Raw genomic sequence first — 2285 nt, forward strand, 5'->3', positions numbered from 1 at the left:
GTTCGAATCCTGCCACCCCGACTTTTTTTGAGTTTTTAGTAAAAAACTTATTTTGGTTCCATAGCTCAGCTGGATAGAGCAACTGCCTTCTAAGCAGTAGGTCGAAGGTTCGAATCCTTCTGGGATCACAATTAACCCTGTATTTAGGGACTTTACAAAGGTTTTAGTCAACATTTAGTCAGCATTCTTGATTAAATATGATAAAACCTTTTTTTTATCTATTCATTTATAAAGTAGTCGTGGATAGTAATAAATAATTCTAATTTATTTTTAAACTACGAAATCAAATTATTAATATAAATTTGATTATTATTCATTGAGCATATTTACAAGTTAATAGTTAATATTTCTGAAAACCTTGTTGAATAAGAAGGACTTAGTTTTATTGTTTCATTTTCGATTCAGATCATTTTGACCTAACTTGATTTCACTACCTAATTTTTTTATTGGTTTTATCAATTGCTTTCATCAAATCGACATACTTTGGATTCTATCAATCAAAAAGTTTGATTTGATATTCATTTGCAGGAGTGATAGCCTAAACAATTACACCAGCTTTTTGTGATAATTAAATTCTTTTCAATGCATTTTGTGCAAGTCTATTAATCTCTAAAGTAATGTTAGTAGGAAACTCTGTTTTTATATTGATAAACGCATGGTGTTGTTCTAAGTCTTTTCTAAAAAAATTTGACAATAAAAATACAATTATTAAATTGCAATGACTGTTTTGCTTTCGCAATTTCTCTCCAAGATTTGTAGAAAACGTGCTTACTCGTTCACTAAGATTATACATATCATTATGTATTTTCTCAAAACTTCTAGTGCAAGCAATATTTTTCTTGTCTTGCAAGACTTCCATTTTAATACTTGCAATCCCAAGTAGGTCATGTTAAAGGTGTAATCCTTGAATAGTAATGTTTTTTCTTATCCATTTATCGCCCAATTGTGTGAATTGCAATGCGTTTTTACACCAATTGCATTTAATCTCGTGGTATGCTGTCGTCCAATTACCCATACATCACTAATCTCTGGCCATTTCAATGCATTGATGCGTTTATCTTCCGTATCAATTATGTGAACACCACCTGTTTTAACTGGAAATTTCTTTGCAATCTTGCTGGCAATTTTTGCAAGTGCTTTTGATTTTGCAAAACCTACACTAACTGGTATTCTTGTCCACTTTACAACTCGTCTTTTCATATCTAAACCCATTGTTTTGTAATCAAGATAGGTTTCAAATCCTGTAAATTTTAAGAAACATTCATCAATAGAGTATATTTCAAATTAAGTAGAATAGTCAGAAAGGATTTTCATCACGCAATTACGTAATTCTCTATATAATTCGTAGTTGCTTGAAAAATCATTTACATTATGTTGTTCAAAAAGTTGGTTGTATTCAAATGCTGGAGCGTCCATCGGAATACCAAGTGCTTTAGCTTCGTTTGAACGTGCATTAACGCTACCACCATTGTTGGACAAAACAACAACTGGCTTTACGTTTAAATTTAGCTTAGATAAACGTTCACGACTGGTATAGAAGTTATTGCAATCAATTAAGGCAATCATTATTTTATAAATGAGTTTTATTCAAAATTATCTAAAATAAGATTCCCATTTTCATTTTTGATAACTATAATTTTCATTCAAAAAAGTATTGCAATCTATTTATAACTTGACTTGCAATCCATTTTTTTTAATCATTGATAGTACGATATAAATTGCAATAGTACATTTCTAATAGAAATTAAAGTATTGCATTACACTTGCAATACTCTAAAAAAAGTAATTGCAAGTATTCATTTGCAAAAATCTATTTTATATCTACACAAACAGTAAATTGAAATGACCTTGCAACAACACATTACTAAAATCGGCACTTTATACAAAACAGGAAATGCAAGAGATCATTCCTATCGTGTTGACTTGCAAAACCTAATAATTGCAATTTTGCCTGCTGTATTAGTTACCAACGAACCTGCAAGAGTTAAATGCGGTGTGCCTGATTATTTATTGACAAGGAAAGATCTTCCTATTTGTTATATTGAAGATAAAGATATTGGTGTTGACCTTGCAAGTAAAATATTGAAAGAACAATTTGACAAATAAAAAGCAGGTTTAACCAATTTAATCTTTACTGAATATTTAGATTTTTATAAAGATGGAGTATTTGTTACTAAAATTGCAATTGCAAGATTAGAAAATAATGCAATTGTTCCCTTGCAAGAGAACTTTGAGCAGTTTGCAAGTCTTATTGCAAACTTTGCTCAAACTATTTCTCAAACTAT

General features: G+C 29.9%; 2 protein-coding genes, 1 tRNA gene and 1 pseudogene. 2 read left to right on the forward strand and 2 right to left on the reverse strand.

Annotated elements, in window-relative coordinates; genetic code table 11:
* Nucleotides 1-54: 54 nt before the first annotated feature.
* Nucleotides 55-128: transfer RNA gene (locus DIU01_RS03105), tRNA-Arg, on the forward strand.
* A gap of 440 nt (nt 129-568) precedes the next feature.
* Here the strand turns inward: DIU01_RS03105 and DIU01_RS15580 are convergent.
* Nucleotides 569-859, reverse strand: coding sequence for a hypothetical protein (locus tag DIU01_RS15580; RefSeq protein ID WP_367221686.1), 291 nt, complete (start codon nt 857-859; stop codon nt 569-571).
* Nucleotides 860-924: 65 nt separating this feature from the next.
* Nucleotides 925-1566 (reverse strand): annotated as a pseudogene (locus tag DIU01_RS03110) (hypothetical protein).
* A 276-nt stretch (nt 1567-1842) separates the two neighbouring features.
* Here DIU01_RS03110 and DIU01_RS03115 point away from each other — a divergent pair.
* Nucleotides 1843-2106, forward strand: a complete 264-nt coding sequence (locus DIU01_RS03115) for a hypothetical protein (RefSeq protein WP_290831795.1) — start codon at nt 1843-1845, stop codon at nt 2104-2106.
* The last annotated feature ends 179 nt before the right edge of the window (nt 2107-2285 follow it).

This window comes from Flavobacterium sp., from assembly GCF_003525665.1.
GTDB lineage: Bacteria > Bacteroidota > Bacteroidia > Flavobacteriales > Flavobacteriaceae > Flavobacterium.

Coding starts and splice junctions, on each gene's coding strand:
- DIU01_RS15580 (WP_367221686.1), bottom strand. CDS start 859: ATGGAAGTCTTGCAAGACAAGAAAAATATTGCTTGCACTAGAAGTTTT.
- DIU01_RS03115 (WP_290831795.1), top strand. CDS start 1,843: ATGACCTTGCAACAACACATTACTAAAATCGGCACTTTATACAAAACA.